Origin of the sequence: Serratia sp. BNK-4 (genome assembly GCF_048685115.1) — a bacterium.
In the GTDB taxonomy this organism is placed as follows: domain Bacteria; phylum Pseudomonadota; class Gammaproteobacteria; order Enterobacterales; family Enterobacteriaceae; genus Serratia; species Serratia bockelmannii.
Window position 1 is genome coordinate 4,899,954 of the sequence record NZ_JBLQTM010000001.1, and the last position, 16,874, is coordinate 4,916,827.

Genomic DNA, 16,874 nt, shown 5'->3' on the forward strand with positions numbered 1-16,874 from the left:
AGTGAATAGACTTATCATTTTGCGATTTTCATACCGTTAAGATCGTTGATGATCGTCATGGAATCCTCGCGGGAATAGCGCATGCTGAGCAGCTCAAAGGCGCGGGTCTCTTGGTCACCGCGAATCAGCGCCATGATCAGGTTGGCATACATCTCTTTAGATTCCGTATTGCTATAGCCGGCATACAGCAGAGAAGGGTCTATATCCCCTGTGCTGGCCTTGGCCATGTATTGTGCAATCTTCAGGTTGTCGGCCAGCGCCGGGTCTCCCGGCAGGTAGGTTCTGGCGCGCTTCAGTTCGGCGATGCAGGTTTCATACTTATTCTGCTTACAGTAGGCAATGGCGGCATACATCAGCGATTTGCCGCGCATAGTAGCGCTTTGGGCAAGCGCCATTTTCCCTTCGGCAAAATTCTGTTTATACAGAGAGATAGTTTCCTGATATTGATGTCGCATCAGACTGTTCTTCATTAGTTCGATAATCACCCTTGGGTAATTCTCATCTGCGCGGCTAATTTTTCCCTGAATAATCTCCAGTTCCTGGCCCTCCATATCATATTTATTCATCTTGGAATAGATATCGGCCAGGTAGAAGCGTGTCTCGATATTGTCCGGTTGCGCTTGCAGACTATCTACCGCGATCTCCCTGGCCTTTTCAAAGGCGCCGACGCGGACCGCCAGCTGAGCCGTTTCCCGATCGTTTCTCAACATATCGGGCGTGCCGTTGACGCAGGCAGCAAGAAAGACTATCGAAGTGAGGACTAACTTTTTCATTACGAGATCATCTCCAATGACAGGCTGCCCATGGCGCGTAGCAGGCCAGGAGCAATGATTTCAACAATAACCGGGAACATGATAAAGAGAATGAGCGGTATCCCCATCTTGGCGTTGACGGAGCCAATTTTTTCTTCGGTTTCTATAAAGTGAAACTGGCGGATCTCTTTAGATAACTCTTGCAGACCGGACTGCATGCCAGCGCCGAACTGGGCGGAGTTACGCACGGTTGCGATAAACTCCTTGACCTCGCTTAGGGGAACCTCTTCATAGAGCTTTTCGCAGGCGATGTTTATATCGCTGTATTTCAGCGTGCGTGAAAAGTTCTGCATGCTGTTGCCTAACAGACCGGAGAAGCGATAGAGCACCGGGGAAACGGTTTCTAAAGCGGCCGTCAGCGTCATGCCAGTTTTGATACAGGTGGCGCACAGATCGAGAAAGTAGACGAAGTTGATCCTGAACTTTTTGATCTCGTTCTTATGTTTTCTCTCGAGATAAATCTTTGAGCCAATGTAGTACACGATCATGAAAACAGGAATGACATAGAATGACAGATTACCCAGGTAGGCTAACAGCGTTAGGGACAGAGTTGAAAAGAGAAATATGCTAGAGATATAAATATAAAATAGGGTGCTTTCTTGCAGCGAGTAATATCCTGCCTTATTAATGAGAGCATGGTATTCCGTATGGGACAGGTTGTTTTCAACGTAGAATGATAGCTTTCTCATTAATAAAGAGAACAGGTCTTTAATCCTGTTTTTCAGGCTGAGGTAGTCATCGAGGTTCTCGTGTGAGGAAACGATAAAGTAAAATTTATCATAATACTCTTCTTCTTTCTTGTGGCTCTTTAATCCCCAGATAAACACAATAACGCCGACGATAAAGAGCGAGGTTGAGATAAAGAAAATCACAGTTCAACTCCCTTAATCATGCGTGAAATAATGAAAAACCCGATGCTGACGCTAATGACCACGTAAATCACCACGTAGCGGCCATAAAGCTCATCGAAGAGGTAAACGAAGTTCCAAAAGGCGAACTTATAGAGTACGACCAGCATCAGCAGCGGTAAAAGCGCCAGGATCTTTGCCGCCCCGCGTGCCTCTGAGGTTAACGCCTTGGTTTTTTTCTTAATGACTTGAGCGGCGACCAGGTCATTGGCCAGGGACAGCAGGGTATCTTTCAGACTGCTGCCTTTTTGTATGGAGATACGAATATACGAACTAAAAACAAAGTAGCCTTTATAGGGGTAGATTTTCTCACCCCGGCTGAGTATGTCATCAAAGGACACGCCGTTTTTCAGTTGGAATGAGATGCGGGTAAATTCTCGCTTCATGATATCGCTCAGGTTCTCCGCCGCTGCATCAATGGCCGCGTATATCGTCTGGCCCACGGCCAGGTTGCGGCTGATAAGCCGCAGCGCATAGGGGAACTGTGCTTCGAAATAGTCGCTGAAACGGCTCTGGTAGATGCCGTACAACGCGGCAAACGAAATAGCTACCAGGATCACGGTGCCAAATACATAGGCAAACGACGAGGCGCTGAAGGTCAGGCAGCAGAACCACCAAAACAGGATGTAGCCGCCGCTGACCACCAGAGACATCACCAGGCTTTTGGTGCCAAAAATAAACACGAAGTCGGGTAGGTAAGACTTGCCGATGAGCTTTTTTATTTCCTTGGTTTTCTCTTTCTCAGCCGGCTTCGCTTTACCGAAAAAGTTCTCCCACTTTTTCTTCTTCGCGGCCTTTTGCCTGACGTATGAGAACATCAGCAGCAGAAGCAGCAGGGTGATGAGGAAGCCCGTCAGGTTAGTCATGCAGGATGCCTTTGAGCTCTGGGAGCAGCCCGGCGAACGCGGCCTTTGATTCCAGAATGGAGTAGGCGATATTCTGCTTATGCGCATACTTCGTGACCGTATCCGACTCTTTTCGCCTTTCGAGCAGGAATACGTCCTGGCTTTGAATGACCTCACCCTCCAGCGTGCCGATTTCCGTAATGTTGGTAATCTTCCTCGAGCCGCAGGGCAACCTTGCGCATTGAATAATAATATCAACGGCCTGCGATATTTGGCCGCGAATGGTTTTGGCCGAGATATTGGAGTTCGCCATGGAGAGCATGCTTTCCAGGCGCACCAGCGCGTCTTTTGGCGTATTGGCGTGAATGGTTGAGAGCGAACCTTCGTGGCCGGTGTTCATGGCCTGAAGCATTTCAAAGGTTTCATCGCCACGACACTCGCCCACGATGATCCGGTCTGGGCGCATACGCAACGCGTTGATCACCAGGTCACGAATCGAGACTTCACCGCCGCCGTCAACACCCTTAGGGCGCGACTCCAGGCGCACGACGTGATCTTTTTGCAGCTGCAGCTCGGCGGCATCTTCGATTGTGACGATGCGGTCGCCATCATCGATTTCGTTCGAAATTGCATTGAGCAGGGTGGTTTTCCCTGAACCCGTCCCCCCCGAGATGATGATGTTCGCCTTGGCCCTGACCATCAGGCTCAGGTAGTGCCCCATCGCCTCACTCATCGAGCCAAAGTTGATCAGGTCGATCAGGTCTAATTTATCCTCTTTAAACTTTCGGATGGAGATGGTGCAGCCATCTAGGGCCACGGGCGGAATGATGATGTTGACGCGGCTACCGTCGGCCAGGCGGGCATCGACCATCGGCGAGCTTTCATCTACCCGACGCCCAATCGGCGCAACAATACGCTGCGCGATACGCAGGATCTGCTCATTAGATTTAAACTGAGAATCTTGCTTGATGAGTTTGCCCGCCCGTTCGATGTAGATGGATTTACACCCGTTAACCATGATGTCGTTAACGCTGGGATCGGCCAGCAGATCTTCGATGGGCCCCAGCCCGAAGATGTCGTCATAATAGCTTTTGATCAGCTCATCAAACTTTCTTCTGGTTAATATAATATTTTCCAGATCGAGCGCCGGTATGAGCAGTTCTTCAATTTTCATCAGCGCTTCATGAGTGGCAGAGCTGTCATAGTTTTCTATTTTTATTTGCTCTAACAGCGCGTTTCTGATTTTTTCATAGGTTTTTATATCCATGTCATCACCTAAATATGCTGTCTATAATGTTTTTGCTTTCTTTCTTACGGTTGAAAGCGGTTAACAACCCCCCCAGCAGGTTGGCGTTATTGTTGAAGTCCACCTTGATGCCCAGCTTGGTGTGGATTTCTTTATCCGTGATTTCAGTTGCCAGCTTACCGGCCTGTTTTCGGATGGAGATCAGCTTGTCCCTTCTTTTCTCCCCTTTATCCTGCTTAAAGCCAATTCGGTTCTTGAGATAGTTAAGGTTATAGATAGACTCGATCTGCCCATTGGTCATCAGCACACGGATGTCGCTCTCATTGAGCAAATTAATTCCGCCGTGCAGCGTGAGAAAATAGTAGGGGATATTAATAAAAATAAATCCATAGGAGTTTGCCAGCGATTCGATGAATTTCTCAACGCCGTTGAGGAAGGCGTCAACGTTGTCAACGTGCGCCTCGTCGTTGGCAATGTTGAAGGAAACGTAGTCGAAGTGATCTTTTATTTTCATCACCAGTTTCAGGGACGAGGTGGTATCCAGTTCATTCTCATAGCCCAGCACGTGCTCAACGGTGTTTTTATTGGCCTTTACCCCCAATGCGGCATCAAAGAAAATGTTTGCGATGTCGCAGTTAACAAACAGCATTGAATAGCCTTTCATCATTTCGCTGTTACAGAGATCGTGAAAAACGCGATAATTAATGTCGATATCAGGCGAGGTATTGCACAACCCAATCACCAGAGAAGTTCTGGAGCGCACATAGCCGAAGTGTTCCACTATCCCCAGCAGCAGCAGGCGGATCTCACTGGTGCGGGTAAAATAGCTGCTGAACCCCAGCTCGCGAGCCTGCCACGTTGCCTGGATCGAATCCTCGTTGCCGATCAGCATGGAGGGATAGCGACCACGCAGCATCATGGCGATGTCCGCGATTTCAGTCTCGCTGTAGCTCTGGGCATCCAGCACAAAATAATTTTTCCCCGTCAGGGCGTTATTAATAAACTCCAGCAGGTCGCCAGCGGGGATGTGCTTGATCATCGTATCGACGTCGTACAATGAGAGTGGTTCTGAGAGTGATAAAAAATCAGTCTCAGTTTTGGTTAAAACAATCACGCTGGCCTTTTTCTTTTTGGCCTCGTTTTTTCTCTTTAGTTTTTCTATGAACATTAACGTGCTCTCTCAGCGAAATCATTACCATTGGTCGAGCAAACTTCTCGCTCCGAATAGTTATCCAGAGCCTGCTCGTCGGAGCTGTACCAGTTAAAATCAGAGAGCCGGAACCGATAGCAACCTCGCTCGGTTTTATGCCGGTTACCGATGGCAATATAGTTTGCGTCAAGCTGGTTCACGCTCTCTTGTAATACAGCATTAATGCCATACTGTTTCTGTATTTCTTCTTGCAGCCTGATCGCACGGTCATAGTGGTTATCGCTATAAATAATCGCCAAGCTGCTGATGGAGCCGATTTTCTTGCTTAAAACAAAGTTTTCAAGCTTTGCCATCTTGGTGCGGTCGGGGTTGCCGACAAACTTAACGTAATACGCCTTTCTTTCGTCGGGCTGCCTTTCGAACGCGCAGCCGTTTAAGCCCAGGCAGATAAAAATAAGGAGCAGCGAATTAGTTAATGACATAGTCGGCTCCTTTGACAAAGACATCGGTAATGCTGTTATCACTGTGCCCGAGATCGAAAAAGACCTCCCACGGGCTGGAGAATTTGGCGTAGGGGAGCTTGATGTAGTTTCTCTCTACGGGTTTGACATACTCAACGGTGGCGAAGATGACTAATTCACTGCGCCCAGATGTGAACCCGGTTGACTTGAACAAGGCGCCCAGCACTGGAATGTCGGCAAATCCTGGAACTTTATTAACATATTGCGTTTGGCTGTTGTCGATCAGTCCGCCGAGGACGAAGCTCTCTCCATCCCGCATTCGTACTGAGGTCTTCACGTTACGCACGTTAATCGTCGGCAGCTCGGTGTTCTCATATTTATAGTACCCGCCGATCTGAGATGATTCGACGCTCACGTCCATGCTAATCGAGGAGTCCGAATTGATCACCGGTGCAAAGTTCAGCATGACGCCATAGTTTTTCCATTCAACCGTTGAGCCATTTTCACTGCGCTGAAAAATAGGTATCTGCCCGCCGCCGTGAAATGATGCGGTCTTCCCGTTGGTGACCGTGATACTTGGCGTGGTCAGCACGTTAGCCAGGCTGTTTTTCGCCAGGGCGTTGATGGCTACGCCCAGAGAGTCGAAGTTAAACCCCTTAACTAGGCTGCTGTAGATGCCGTTGTTGATAGTCAGATCGTTACTCACGCCGGTGCTGATCTTGCCCCGCCCCCAGTCAATGCCCAGGGTTTCCGTCACGTCCTTCGAGACTTCCGCGACCGTAACCCTGATCTTAATTTGCTGATTTTTTTGGGTTACTAAGGAGTACCTGACCTGATCGCTATCCACGTACTCTTCGATCAGCGACTTGATCCGTGCGCCATCTTCAGTGGAAAATACCGGGCCGCTGACCAGCAGCGAGTCGCTCATGTCGATGACCTTCACGTCTTTAAACCCCTCGCTGATCAGCAAGGTATTCAACATGACGGATTTCTTTTGCAGATCGTTCACGGTGATCAGCAGCGTTTGACTCTCACCGTTGGTACCATTAACGGAGAGATTGGTTTGCCCGCTTTTTTTACCGAAGACATAGATGTGGTTCTCATCGACCACCCGGAAGTCGGCAATTTCCGGTGAGCCAACGACGATTGACTTCACGCTGAAGTCAATCTCAAGATCGGTCGTTTTATTGATGTCCACGTCGAGCGCCGCAGCGTTAAAGCTGGCGGTTAACATCACAATAAGAAAAACCGCCAGCCTGTTAATATTTACGAATTTCACTTTGCGCTCCCCTGATTTCAACCACGCGGCTTTGCCTTTCCGAAATTGGCGCCCCAGAGACAATGTCTGACGGGGTAATCTCTCTTGTGCTGTTATTTATTTTGGCGATGCCCTCATTGATATTGTGAACCTTGGTGGGCGTGATGAAGAACATCCCCATAATTTGCGCCTGAATGACTTTATCCACGTCCTCGGGCTTGAAGTAGGCATAGACGATGGTCGTTGAGGACTTGTCATCGCTGACGGCCCGGTTGCTGTGCACCTCATTCGCCAGCGAATTCTCCCCGCTGGTTGTTTTCATCAGGCTGGAAACCAGCCCCGACTGATCGAACTTTTGCAGCTTATTGAGGTTGCCGTTGCCCATAAAGAACCACACCTTGCTGGCGAACTGTTTGACCCGCGTGTCCTTGTAGTCTTTCCCCGTGGTACCGTTATCGCTGCGCGATTTTTGATAAAGATCGTCCCGGTAGGCTTTGTTATCATTGGAGACCAGGAACAGATCGATAAAACCAAAGTCCGCGATGTTAGGGTTCTTCAGGCTGGCGGTGGTGACAGAAATAGGCAATATCGAATAGCTCGAATCGATTTTCTGCAACAGGTTGCCAAGGTTATCTTTCGAGGCCCGTTCGCCGGAGGCAATATTTTGATATGCCACGCCGCCGGACGCCATTAGTCCGCGAAAGTCCTTTTCGCCAAAAATCGTGTCTAGCCAGGCGGGGGGCGAGCCTGGTGGATATTTTATCTCTTTCTCGGCGAAGTCATCCGTGGTGACGATAGCACCCACATCAATATTATGCTTTGCGGTATAATAGATAAGGCTTTTATTCACTATGAGGTTCTTAGTCTTTTCCTCGTCCTCGTTGCCTTTATCGCTGTATATACCTACTACGCCGGCTAACATGGTTAGCAGTGCGACTATTGCAATAAATTTAAAGCGCACAGATGCTCCTTATCAAACTGCACCGATAAACGTATAGGTACATAAACTGATTAAAATAGGGATGGCGTAGGGTACGCCGCTCCTTACTTTATCATAGCGCTTGATCAGCGAAATTTTTGACAGGGCATATGTCCATAAGATTGCCCATACGCCACCCATAAAAACAGTCAGGTAAATAACGTTAACGTATTGTTCCGGCGGCACCACCAGCATGGTGATGAACAGCAGTTTGGTATCGCCAAACCCCAGTATGTTGCAAGACGAAAGAATGATACCAACCAAGAGCATGGCAAACGGCCATATCAGCACCTGGCCCGCACCAATAATGCCTGGGTGGGAAAAAATATAGCAGTATGCCACCGTAAGTATCATAAAATGCGCTACGTTAGGTATTCTTCTTTCTGTGATATCTTTAAGTGATATGTATAAAGATATGATTATTATCGCTATGAACATATAGGTTTTAAATATAGCCCTCGAAGAGTCGAAGGCTATATGACGAAAGTTTACTATTACTTCAGGATGTTGCCTGAAGCAGTGATCTTCGTGGCCATGGTGTTCCATGCCGCGCTCAGGGATTCAATGAACCCGCCTTTGTCAAAGATGAAGAACAGGGCAGAGGCCATCGCTACACCGATGATGGCGTATTCGATAGCGGTGATGCCACGCTCGTTTTGTTCTGCGTTTTTGACGTTGCGGCAAGCCATAGAGACATACGCTTTCAGAGCTACATTTTTCAACATTTTTTATTCCTTTAAATATATTAGTAGGATGGTTATGACGCTAAAAACTCGCTTTTAATTGAAGCGTGTTGTTTAGGCCGGGGGTATCCTACTCAGTGATAAAAAAAACGTCATATCATATTTAATAATGAAATATAAAATTGCATCATTTATCAGGAAAAATGAGGAAAATCAGTTCATTAATATCATTGTTACCTGTTGGAATATAGAAGTCATCCTTGTTTATAACCAAAAAATATTGTTTGCTGTTCTTGTGCAACAAAACCGATACCAGACGATTGCGACTGTCGGAGCTGAATGCGCTCTCTGTCATATTTCGCTCATGCCAATCCACTTTTGCTGTGGCTATTGAATGCGTTAACAATGCATTGAGTTCCATTTCGGCAGTGATATAACGTAAGTGATTGCCATCACTTTGAATCAATCTGATGTAGGCGGTTTCTCTATCTTTGTTTAAGTATAGGTTTAGCTTTATTTTTTCTTCGCCGTCCAGAAATAATAACCCATGGTAACTATTGCTCATTGATTCTAAAATATATTGTTTATAACTTAGAGTTCCACAGATGAAAAGTAATATGCAAGCAATTAAAAATAATCCCTTAACCTTCATTTTTACAAGTCGTGATTTCTGTAAGGTAGTCTCTTTTTTTATTGTCATTTATATTGCTCTTCATTCGATAACAAACGGTTTTTTTTTCACCGTGAACGTATTCTATGCGATCGCCAGTAGAGTGAATCCTGTATCCATCAAGGTATAAGGTTTCTTCATTTTTATCTTCATTTATTTTTACGGAAAACCAAACGCCTATAATATAGCTGCATATCAATACGGCTATCATCAGCATGCTTCTTTTTACTTTATCACGTTTGGATGTCGCTTTTTCTGATGCAGTTTCGTGAACCTCACGAGTCTTCTTAAATCGGTGAGGAGATATCTCTTCTTTATGTTTTGAATCATTATCCGAATTGCTCCCCAGTTCCTCTGTGCCAGTGCTCGTATTGGGTATTAACTCGGTTTCATCATCAACTTTAATGATGACCTTCTCTGCATTAATCGTATACCCTTTTTTAGGAACGGTAATGATAATTTCACGTGATGCATCACCAATCTTTCTTCTCAATGAATTTATCGTTTGGTTGATGGCGAAATCTGTCACATAACGCCCTTCCCATATATGTATACCGAGATCTTTTCTTGATGATACATTAGGGCTTTGTTCAATAAGAAAATGCCATAGCTTCAATTCTTTATTCCTTAAAATAATCTGCTGATTGTTTTCTGGTATTAAAATAGCCATTCTTTCCCGGTAATAAACGATCATCATGACACCTTCCTTGACTGTGACTTCTTATAATACAATCCTGTTTTTTATTGTAAATACTAATTTAAGTTTTTTATTTATATTTTATTTTATATTAATCGGTATGTTTGATATGTTTTTCATTTTAATTTTATTATTATTATAAATAATATTTTTTTTAAGATAAAACAAGGCGGGCGGTGTGTTTTATCTTGGAGGATATTTTTTCTTGTTAGTGTTTTTGGATGTTTTATTTTATATTTTATATTATCCATCTACCTCTATTGCTTTCTATAATTCTGGCAGATAGGCGCGGCCTGCTGGATGAGATTGGCCAACCGGTATTGGTGATCCCGCGCTAAGCTATGGGTAAGGGCAGCCGCATGCGGCTGCGCGCGTTCGGCGACGAAGGCCGTACATACCGGAGGTCAACATGCGAAGTCTGGAAGATCAACTTGCCGCTTACGCCGCCTATCATCGTGATGCGCGCAATATCGTCACGCACTTTATCGGCATCCCCCTGATCGTCGTCAGCCTGCTGACGCTGCTCTCCCGGCCGGCATGGGGTGCGGGGTGGCTGCCGTTCTCGCCGGCCTGCGCGGTGGTTATCGTTTCGGCTCTCTATTACCTGCGGCTGAGCCTGCGCCTTGGCGTCATGATGTTGGCGTTGCTGCTGCTGTGCCTCGGGGTCGGCGCCTGGGTGGCGTCGCTGTCGACGGCGGCGTGGCTGAGCGTCGGCATCGGCGGCTTCGTCATCGGCTGGCTGTTTCAGTTTGTCGGGCATTTCTGGGAGGGACGAAAACCGGCGTTTATGGACGACGTGACGGGCCTGATCATCGGCCCGCTGTTCGTGCTGGCGGAAGCTTGCTTCCTGGCCGGCGGGCTGCGCGAACTGCAGCGGAACATCGAAATGCGCTCGGGCAAAGTGCGCAACGGGAGGGCATGAGGTGGCGCTGATTCCCACGGTGGCGGCATTTCCGCTGCAGCGGGCTTTTATCCCGCTGCTGGAAGCGCTGACGGCGGGGCTGCCACGCCAATTCCCGGCACTCATCCACAGCATTTACCTCTACGGCAGCGTCGCGCGTGGCGAAGCCCTTCCCGGCGTGTCCGATCTGGACATCACGCTGTTGCTCAACAAGCCAGCCGATAGTGAGGCGTTACAGCGCCTTGAGGCGTGGCGGCAAGCCTTTCAGCTGGAGCAGCGGATCGTGAGCAAGGTCGACTTTGATATCGGCAGCGTTGATGAGGCGTTGGCGCCGGAGCATCACGATTCCTGGGGATTTTGGCTGAAGCATCACTGCCGCTGCCTGTGGGGCGAAGACCTGTCCGCCGCTTTTCCGCTGTTTCAGCCCGATCGGCGCATCGCGTTGGCGGTCAATGCCGATTTGCCCCGCGTATTGGCGCGTTATCGGGAGCAACTGCTGCAGGCCAGGACGGTATCGGATGAGAGGCGCTTAAAGCGCGAAGCGGCCAGAAAACTGATCCGAGCCACCAATATGCTGCGCGCCGAGGGAAGCTCGTTCTGGCCGATAACGTTAACCGACTATGCCGAACAGCTGTTGGCGCTTTATGCAGAGCAGCGAGGTGAAATGGACTATTGGTTAGCGCACGCGGTGGGAGAGGCGAATGACGCGGATTTTAGCGACAGAATGATGCGATTTCTCGACTGGATCGAAGCACAGAAAAAATAACGCCGGCTTGAGCCGGCGTTGTCGGCAATCGTTACCCGACCGTCGGGTAATCGGTGTAGCCTTCCCGGCTGCCGCCGAAGAATTTCTCTTTGATTGGCGCATTCAGCGCCAGCCCGTGTTGCAGGCGGTGGGGCAGATCCGGGTTGGCGATGAACGGGCGACCGAAGCCGATCAGATCCGCCCAGCCTTTGGCCAGCGCTTCTTCAGCGCGTTCACGCGTGTATTTGCCGGAGTAAATCAGCGTGCCGCGGAAAATCAGGCGCAGCGATTCTTTGAACGCTGCCGGCATCACCGGGGCATCATCCCAGTCCGCTTCGGCGATGTGAATGTAAGCGGCGCCGATATCGTTCAGCACGCTGGCCGCTGCCAGATAGGTGGCTTCCGGGGTATCGTCCTGCGAGCCCATCAGGGTGGTCAGCGGCGCCAGGCGCACGCCCAGTTTCTCTTTGCCGATGGCATCCGCTACCGCCTGCGCGACTTCCCGCAGGAAACGCAGGCGATTTTGCAGTGAACCGCCGTATTCGTCGTCGCGCTGGTTTTCCCGCGAGTCGATAAACTGATTGATCAGATAACCATTCGCACCGTGCAGCTCTACGCCGTCGAAACCGGCGGCGATGGCGTTGCGTGCCGCCTGAGCGTAGTCGTTAACGATCGCCGGAATTTCTTCCCGCGTTAAGGCGCGCGGTGCGGAGTGCTGCACCATTTCACCCACGCCATGTTCCGGCCCGCGACCTTCGACATCCACGAACACCTTGACCCCGTCGGCCTGGATGGCGGAGGAGGAGACCGGCGCGGCGTGGCCAGGCTGTAAAATGGTATGCGACACGCGGCCGACGTGCCAAAGCTGCGCGAAGATCTTGCCGCCGGCCTGATGTACGGCGTCGGTCACTTTTTTCCAACCGGCGATGTGTTCCGGGGAGTAAATGCCGGGTGTCCAGGCATAACCCTGGCCCTGCTGGCTGATCTGCGTGCCTTCACTGACGATCAGCCCGGCGCTGGCGCGCTGGGCATAATATTCAGCCATCATGTCGGTGGCGACGTCGCCGGCGCCGGCCCGAGAGCGGGTCATTGGCGGCATGACGATGCGATTGTTCAGCGATAAACCGTTTAAAGAATACGAGTCAAAAAGCATGGCGCTTCCCTCTATGTGAATTAGGTCGTAGGGCATTGATGTTTTACTGAGGCCATTATATTTCGTCGTTTAATTCTAAAAACGCGCACAATAACAAAACACTTTTGCTCTGTGTTCAATAGTTGCGGCAGCCGCCGATGGGCCGGTATGGCGGCTTGCACAGGTGGTGAGAATGAACCCGATGTGCGCTCGGGCGACGGCGGCTATTGCTTGTCGGCGCATTGCTGAGATAGAGTCGGCGGCTGTTTTTCCCCACGATTTTTAACAAAATCGCAAAAGTCTTTTAGCCTCCTGCCTGCTTATCTTTGGTGTGATCAATGTCATACTTTTGGCATCTTAACTTTCCCGCGCTTCGGCAGCGGTTAACCGGAGTTGTTGAATGAAAATTAACTTTCCCTTATTAGCCCTGGCGGTGGGGGCGTTCGGCATCGGCACGACCGAGTTTTCCCCGATGGGGTTGCTGCCGACCATCGCCAAAGGGGTGGATGTCTCCATCCCGATGGCCGGCATGTTGATCAGCGCCTACGCCGTTGGCGTGATGGTCGGCGCACCGCTGATGACGCTGCTGCTCTCGCACCGGGCGCGCAGAAGCGCGCTGATCTTCCTGATGGCGATCTTTACCCTGGGTAACGTGCTGTCGGCCATTGCGCCTGACTACACCACCCTGATGCTGTCGCGCATCATCACCAGCCTGAACCACGGCGCGTTCTTTGGCCTCGGTTCCGTGGTGGCCGCCAGCGTGGTGCCGAAGGAGAAACAGGCTAGCGCCGTGGCGACCATGTTTATGGGGTTGACCATCGCCAATATCGGCGGGGTGCCTGCCGCGACCTGGCTGGGTGAAACCATCGGCTGGCGTATGTCGTTCCTGGCCACCGCAGGGTTAGGGGTGATCGCCATGTTGGGGCTGTGGTTCTCGTTGCCGAAAGGCAGCGCCGGCGCGCGCCCGGATGTGAAGCGCGAACTGTCGGTATTGGTACGCCCGCAGGTGCTGTCCGCCTTGCTGACGACCGTGCTGGGCGCGGGCGCGATGTTCACGCTCTATACCTATATCTCGCCGGTATTGCAGCACATCACCGATGCGACGCCGCTGTTCGTGACGTCCATGCTGGTGTTGATCGGCGTCGGTTTCTCCATCGGCAACTACCTGGGCGGCAAATTCGCCGACCGTTCCGAGAGCGCGACGCTGAAGGGCTTCTTGCTGCTGTTGGTGGTCATTATGCTGGTGATCCCGTTCCTGGCGCGCAGTGAAATCGGCGCGGCAGTCAGCATGGTGATTTGGGGCGCGGCGACCTTTGCCGTGGTGCCGCCGCTGCAGATGCGCGTGATGCGTGTCGCCAGCGAAGCGCCGGGCCTGTCGTCCTCGGTCAACATCGGTGCCTTTAACCTGGGCAATGCGCTGGGCGCCGCCGCCGGTGGCGCGGTCGTCTCCGCCGGGCTGGGATACAGCTTCGTGCCGGTGATGGGTGCAATTATTGCCGGATTGGCGTTGCTGCTGGTGCTGTTCACCCACCGTCAGGCCGAAAAAGTGGCCTACGTCAACGGTTAAACGATAACGTGCGGCGGGGTTCCCCGCCGCGCTCACTCAAAGCCCAGCAGGCTGAACGCATCGTCCTGCGGGGCGTAGCCGAGCAGGCGTCGGGTCTCTTCCAGCGATAAACGTTTGTAGCGGTTGTTGGAAACCCCGTGCACCACCGCATATTGCACCCCTTCGACACGAATGCAGCGCTCCAGCAGATCGGCGGCGTCGCGATGGCTGAGAAAAGCGCTCATGTCGCGGGCGCTAAGCTGTTCGCCCCGGCTCAGGGTGGTGAAGTTGGCGATGCGCACCGACAGGGCGGAAAGCCCTTCCTGATGGGCGAAGTAGGCGGCGATGCCTTCGCCGAAGGCCTTGCTGGCGCCGTACAGGTTTTTCGGCTTTGGTGCGTCATCCGGGCGGATTTGATAGTCGAGCGGATAGCCTTCCACCGCCTGCGCGCTGCTGGCGAACACCACCCGGCGGCAGCCGGCGTCTTTCGCCGCGCGGAAGATATTGAAGGTGCCCAGAATGTTGTTGTCCATCAACGAACCGCAGAAGTCGGCATCGGGGGAGGGATCGGCCGCCAGATGCAACACGGTGTCGATATTGGCGCAGGCCGCGCGGCAGGCGTCGAGATCGGCGATGTTGAAGCTGATGACTTCGTCGCCGGGCTGCCGATCGCGCAGCAGGCTGACATCCCGTTCCGCCAACCGTAGCGGGTAGCGATCGCCCATCGCCTGACGAAACGCCGTGGCTACCCGGCCGCCGGCGCCGGTGATCAGAATCCGTCCTACATCAGTACGCAACACCATGGTGACTGCCATCCCTACTCTCGATTAAGCGTTGACCAGTAATAATCCCCTGCGTGACTTTTGTCCAGTATTTATATTAGTCATTCTGATGCTTTATGCCGGTAATGGGCACGTTGTGCCGAGCGTTTCGACCAGGAAATTCATCACCGCACGCACGGCTGCGGTGCGCGCTAAATCGGGATACGTCACCAGCCAAAGCTCACGCGTTGGCGCGGCGTTGGCCGTTGGCAATGCGACCAGATCCGGATCGCCATCGGCGACGAACGTCGGCAAAACGGCGGCGCCCAGCCCTGAACGCGCCGCCTGTTGCAGTGAAAACAGATCGCTGGCCTGAAAGACCACCGGACGCCCCTGCAACAGCTGCACCAACCATTGCTGATGCGGCTGCTGCCGATAGTGATGGTCATAGGCGAGAAAGCGGCGCGCCGCGTCGGGCAGAGCCGCGTGCTCCGGTGCGGCATACAGCGCGTAGCGCATCATGCCGATGCGCTGCGTCAACAGCTCCGGTTGCTGTGGGCGCACCATGCGCACGGCGATGTCGGCTTCGCCGCGATCCAGCTCGGCGAGCGCCGATTCACCCGACAGCGTGACGACGATCTGTGGAAAAGCCTGGTTAAATGCGGCAATGCGCGGCGCGAGAATATGCGCGGCGATCGACGGCGGCGCACTGATGCGCACCCCGGCCTGTGGCGTTGCGCCGGCGCTGCGCGCATGGCGGGCAATAGCCTGGCTTTGCGCCTCGATCTCCGCCGCCAGCCCGGCAATCGCCTGCCCGTCCTGGGTCAAGGGCGTGCTGCGTGGCCGACGCACGATCAAACGCAGGCCGAGCGCCTGTTCCAGCGCCGCTACGCGTCGCCCGACGGTGGCGTGATCGCAACCCAGCTCCCGCGCTGCCGCCGACAAGGAACCGGTACGCGCCAGCGCCACGAAGTGTTTTAAATCCTGCCAGTCAAACATCAGTGAATTCCTGCACGGTATCGACGTAATTTTCAGGAATATTCACACAGAGCGCGCCGTGATTCAATGTGTGAACGTTCCCTTTAAAACCGAAAAATTAGGTTAGGTTTTCTTATGAATCTACAGTTGCAACACCGTACGGCATTGGTCACGGGCGCCAGCGAAGGGATCGGTGCCGGCATGGTCAGGGTATTGGCTGCTCAAGGGGTCAAGGTGGTGGCTACCGCACGACGCGGTGATCGGCTGCAGGCGCTGGCGGATGAGGTTGAACGGCAAGGGGCGGTGCGCCCGTGGGTAGCCGTTGCAGACGTGACCGACCCCGACGCGATAACCCAGCTGGCGGCGCAGGCGCTGCGCCAGGCGGGGACAGTCGATATTCTGATCAACGCGGTCGGTGCGTTTCACCCCACGACGCTGAACGACAGCGATCGCAGCTGGGATGACGCCTTTGCTTTGAACTTCACACCGGCCCGGCGGTTGACTCAGGCGCTGTTGCCGGCCATGCAGGCGCAAGGCTGGGGCCGGGTGATCAATATCAGCGGATCGATGGAGCCGCGCAGCCTGAGCGCCGCCAGCGCCGCCAAGGGCGCGCTGCATCTGTGGGCCAAAGGATTGGCCAGCGACGTGGCTGCGCAGGGGATTACCGTCAATACGTTACAGCCGGGGCGCATCAACAGTGAACAGATCCGCGAGCGCTTATACGCTTGCGATGAAGTGCGCCGGGCGTTCATTGCGCAACATATCCCGATTGGCTACTTCGGCGAACCGGAAGATATGGCCTATCTGGCGGCGTTTCTTTGTTCCCCGCTCGCGCGATATATCACCGGCGCGGTGATCCCGGTAGATGGCGGCATGCATTATTTCGCGCATTGAGGCCGTTTTGCCCTCGCGATCACAGTTCGGCAATTTGCCGGCGCAAAGCCTTGCCCCGGCAAAATCCACGGTGTTAACGTCATAGCTCAACCGATTTAGGGTTGTTACTGCTGCGGCAGGCAAAACCTAAACCTCGCGTTTCTGTTCCCCGATGGGACAGAGGCCGCGAGGTTTAGGTTTTTTTTTGCGCCGCATTTCGCCCCGGCGC

The 16,874-nt window shown here is 52.2% G+C and carries 19 protein-coding genes; 4 read left to right on the forward strand and 15 right to left on the reverse strand.

The features are described from left to right. Positions 1-14 precede the first annotated feature (14 nt). The 12 genes from ACMGGW_RS23250 to ACMGGW_RS23305 form a co-directional block, all read right to left on the reverse strand. Entirely contained in the window at positions 15-773 is a 759-nt protein-coding gene (locus ACMGGW_RS23250; RefSeq protein WP_043140893.1) for a tetratricopeptide repeat protein, read from the reverse strand. After that, entirely contained in the window at positions 773-1,684 is a 912-nt protein-coding gene (locus ACMGGW_RS23255; protein WP_197832506.1) for a type II secretion system F family protein, read from the reverse strand. Before ACMGGW_RS23255 ends, ACMGGW_RS23250 begins: the two co-directional genes overlap by 1 nt. Further along, positions 1,681-2,586: a type II secretion system F family protein gene (locus tag ACMGGW_RS23260; RefSeq protein WP_049205748.1), complete on the reverse strand. Its 906-nt coding sequence runs from the start codon at positions 2,584-2,586 to the stop codon at positions 1,681-1,683. The genes ACMGGW_RS23255 and ACMGGW_RS23260 overlap by 4 nt, the downstream gene beginning before the upstream one ends. After that, positions 2,579-3,832, reverse strand: a complete 1,254-nt coding sequence (locus ACMGGW_RS23265; RefSeq protein WP_043140903.1) for a CpaF family protein — start codon at positions 3,830-3,832, stop codon at positions 2,579-2,581. Before ACMGGW_RS23265 ends, ACMGGW_RS23260 begins: the two co-directional genes overlap by 8 nt. Before the next feature lie 4 nt (positions 3,833-3,836). Then, positions 3,837-4,979, reverse strand: a complete 1,143-nt coding sequence (locus ACMGGW_RS23270; protein WP_142105463.1) for a hypothetical protein — start codon at positions 4,977-4,979, stop codon at positions 3,837-3,839. Continuing rightward, on the reverse strand, positions 4,979-5,443 hold the full coding sequence (locus tag ACMGGW_RS23275) for a hypothetical protein (protein WP_043140909.1): 465 nt from the start codon (positions 5,441-5,443) through the stop codon (positions 4,979-4,981). Before ACMGGW_RS23275 ends, ACMGGW_RS23270 begins: the two co-directional genes overlap by 1 nt. Further along, complete coding sequence (locus ACMGGW_RS23280) at positions 5,430-6,701, reverse strand: type II and III secretion system protein family protein (protein ID WP_142105465.1); 1,272 nt, start codon at positions 6,699-6,701, stop codon at positions 5,430-5,432. The genes ACMGGW_RS23275 and ACMGGW_RS23280 overlap by 14 nt, the downstream gene beginning before the upstream one ends. Then, complete coding sequence (locus ACMGGW_RS23285) at positions 6,682-7,641, reverse strand: hypothetical protein (protein WP_049205749.1); 960 nt, start codon at positions 7,639-7,641, stop codon at positions 6,682-6,684. The genes ACMGGW_RS23280 and ACMGGW_RS23285 overlap by 20 nt, the downstream gene beginning before the upstream one ends. Before the next feature lie 12 nt (positions 7,642-7,653). After that, positions 7,654-8,205 carry an A24 family peptidase gene (locus tag ACMGGW_RS23290; protein WP_080352627.1) on the reverse strand — a complete coding sequence of 184 codons (552 nt, stop codon included), beginning with the start codon at positions 8,203-8,205 and terminating at the stop codon, positions 7,654-7,656. Next, entirely contained in the window at positions 8,154-8,384 is a 231-nt protein-coding gene (locus ACMGGW_RS23295) for a Flp family type IVb pilin (protein ID WP_049205753.1), read from the reverse strand. The genes ACMGGW_RS23290 and ACMGGW_RS23295 overlap by 52 nt, the downstream gene beginning before the upstream one ends. A 145-nt stretch (positions 8,385-8,529) precedes the next feature. Beyond that, positions 8,530-9,042, reverse strand: coding sequence for a hypothetical protein (locus ACMGGW_RS23300; protein ID WP_147823438.1), 513 nt, complete (start codon positions 9,040-9,042; stop codon positions 8,530-8,532). Next, the gene (locus ACMGGW_RS23305; protein ID WP_197832509.1) at positions 8,984-9,709 is read right to left on the reverse strand and encodes a winged helix-turn-helix domain-containing protein; all 726 of its coding nucleotides are present in this window, start codon (positions 9,707-9,709) and stop codon (positions 8,984-8,986) included. Before ACMGGW_RS23305 ends, ACMGGW_RS23300 begins: the two co-directional genes overlap by 59 nt. A gap of 409 nt (positions 9,710-10,118) precedes the next feature. On the opposite strand from ACMGGW_RS23305, the gene ACMGGW_RS23310 reads away from it, so the two are divergent. Both ACMGGW_RS23310 and ACMGGW_RS23315 read left to right on the forward strand, forming a co-directional pair. After that, complete coding sequence (locus ACMGGW_RS23310) at positions 10,119-10,631, forward strand: DUF962 domain-containing protein (protein WP_049205736.1); 513 nt, start codon at positions 10,119-10,121, stop codon at positions 10,629-10,631. A 1-nt stretch (position 10,632) separates the two neighbouring features. Continuing rightward, positions 10,633-11,376 carry a nucleotidyltransferase domain-containing protein gene (locus ACMGGW_RS23315; protein ID WP_060434838.1) on the forward strand — a complete coding sequence of 248 codons (744 nt, stop codon included), beginning with the start codon at positions 10,633-10,635 and terminating at the stop codon, positions 11,374-11,376. 31 nt (positions 11,377-11,407) lie between these two features. On the opposite strand, the gene ACMGGW_RS23320 is transcribed toward ACMGGW_RS23315, so the two are convergent. After that, positions 11,408-12,508 carry an alkene reductase gene (locus tag ACMGGW_RS23320; protein ID WP_025304821.1) on the reverse strand — a complete coding sequence of 367 codons (1,101 nt, stop codon included), beginning with the start codon at positions 12,506-12,508 and terminating at the stop codon, positions 11,408-11,410. A gap of 379 nt (positions 12,509-12,887) precedes the next feature. On the opposite strand from ACMGGW_RS23320, the gene ACMGGW_RS23325 reads away from it, so the two are divergent. Then, on the forward strand, positions 12,888-14,054 hold the full coding sequence (locus ACMGGW_RS23325) for an MFS transporter (protein WP_149570503.1): 1,167 nt from the start codon (positions 12,888-12,890) through the stop codon (positions 14,052-14,054). Between the two features lie 32 nt (positions 14,055-14,086). On the opposite strand, the gene ACMGGW_RS23330 is transcribed toward ACMGGW_RS23325, so the two are convergent. After that, positions 14,087-14,836 (reverse strand): NAD-dependent epimerase/dehydratase family protein, encoded by a 750-nt coding sequence (locus tag ACMGGW_RS23330; protein ID WP_043142321.1) that lies wholly within the window; start codon positions 14,834-14,836, stop codon positions 14,087-14,089. A 93-nt stretch (positions 14,837-14,929) separates the two neighbouring features. After that, positions 14,930-15,793 (reverse strand): LysR family transcriptional regulator, encoded by an 864-nt coding sequence (locus tag ACMGGW_RS23335; protein ID WP_043142318.1) that lies wholly within the window; start codon positions 15,791-15,793, stop codon positions 14,930-14,932. A gap of 114 nt (positions 15,794-15,907) precedes the next feature. On the opposite strand from ACMGGW_RS23335, the gene ACMGGW_RS23340 reads away from it, so the two are divergent. After that, the gene (locus ACMGGW_RS23340) at positions 15,908-16,666 is read left to right on the forward strand and encodes an SDR family oxidoreductase (protein ID WP_197832510.1); all 759 of its coding nucleotides are present in this window, start codon (positions 15,908-15,910) and stop codon (positions 16,664-16,666) included. Positions 16,667-16,874: the final 208 nt, after the last annotated feature.

Excerpts from the sequence above, each read along its gene's own strand:
- ACMGGW_RS23290 (WP_080352627.1), bottom strand. The coding sequence starts at position 8,205 with ATGGAACACCATGGCCACGAAGATCACTGCTTCAGGCAACATCCTGAA.
- ACMGGW_RS23310 (WP_049205736.1), top strand. The coding sequence starts at position 10,119 with ATGCGAAGTCTGGAAGATCAACTTGCCGCTTACGCCGCCTATCATCGT.
- ACMGGW_RS23265 (WP_043140903.1), bottom strand. The coding sequence starts at position 3,832 with ATGGATATAAAAACCTATGAAAAAATCAGAAACGCGCTGTTAGAGCAA.
- ACMGGW_RS23325 (WP_149570503.1), top strand. The coding sequence starts at position 12,888 with ATGAAAATTAACTTTCCCTTATTAGCCCTGGCGGTGGGGGCGTTCGGC.
- ACMGGW_RS23335 (WP_043142318.1), bottom strand. The coding sequence starts at position 15,793 with ATGTTTGACTGGCAGGATTTAAAACACTTCGTGGCGCTGGCGCGTACC.
- ACMGGW_RS23275 (WP_043140909.1), bottom strand. The coding sequence starts at position 5,443 with ATGTCATTAACTAATTCGCTGCTCCTTATTTTTATCTGCCTGGGCTTA.
- ACMGGW_RS23305 (WP_197832509.1), bottom strand. The coding sequence starts at position 9,709 with ATGATGATCGTTTATTACCGGGAAAGAATGGCTATTTTAATACCAGAA.
- ACMGGW_RS23260 (WP_049205748.1), bottom strand. The coding sequence starts at position 2,586 with ATGACTAACCTGACGGGCTTCCTCATCACCCTGCTGCTTCTGCTGCTG.
- ACMGGW_RS23330 (WP_043142321.1), bottom strand. The coding sequence starts at position 14,836 with ATGGTGTTGCGTACTGATGTAGGACGGATTCTGATCACCGGCGCCGGC.
- ACMGGW_RS23270 (WP_142105463.1), bottom strand. The coding sequence starts at position 4,979 with ATGTTCATAGAAAAACTAAAGAGAAAAAACGAGGCCAAAAAGAAAAAG.
- ACMGGW_RS23295 (WP_049205753.1), bottom strand. The coding sequence starts at position 8,384 with ATGTTGAAAAATGTAGCTCTGAAAGCGTATGTCTCTATGGCTTGCCGC.
- ACMGGW_RS23250 (WP_043140893.1), bottom strand. The coding sequence starts at position 773 with ATGAAAAAGTTAGTCCTCACTTCGATAGTCTTTCTTGCTGCCTGCGTC.
- ACMGGW_RS23300 (WP_147823438.1), bottom strand. The coding sequence starts at position 9,042 with ATGACAATAAAAAAAGAGACTACCTTACAGAAATCACGACTTGTAAAA.
- ACMGGW_RS23320 (WP_025304821.1), bottom strand. The coding sequence starts at position 12,508 with ATGCTTTTTGACTCGTATTCTTTAAACGGTTTATCGCTGAACAATCGC.
- ACMGGW_RS23340 (WP_197832510.1), top strand. The coding sequence starts at position 15,908 with ATGAATCTACAGTTGCAACACCGTACGGCATTGGTCACGGGCGCCAGC.